The 271-nt window shown below is 60.1% G+C and carries 1 protein-coding gene; it reads left to right on the top strand.

The features are described from left to right. On the top strand, positions 1-271 hold a 271-nt coding region (locus ACYQ8U_RS23425), incomplete at both ends, for a site-specific integrase (RefSeq protein WP_459947956.1).

Raw genomic sequence — 271 nt, 5'->3', positions numbered from 1 at the left:
ACGTAACCGGATTCTCGATGCGGCCGATCAGCTCCTGCTCGTTGGCGGCCGCTCCCGGGATCGTCATCGCCACGGCGGCGCAACCCCACCCCAGAGAAAGAACTTTCGGCCGTACCGGAATCGGGCCATCATCTACACTCTGATTGAAACCGGGATGCGCCGGAATGCGATAACCAGCCTCAATCTGGTGGACATTGATTTTGACCGGCGGATTTTATCGGCGGTGGAGAAGGGCGGGAGCGTCCAGCCTTATCCGATCAGCAGACAGGGG

Source organism: Desulfocastanea catecholica (genome assembly GCF_054657295.1).
Note: the sequence above shows the minus strand (reverse complement) of the source record. Positions and strands in the feature narration are given on the sequence as shown.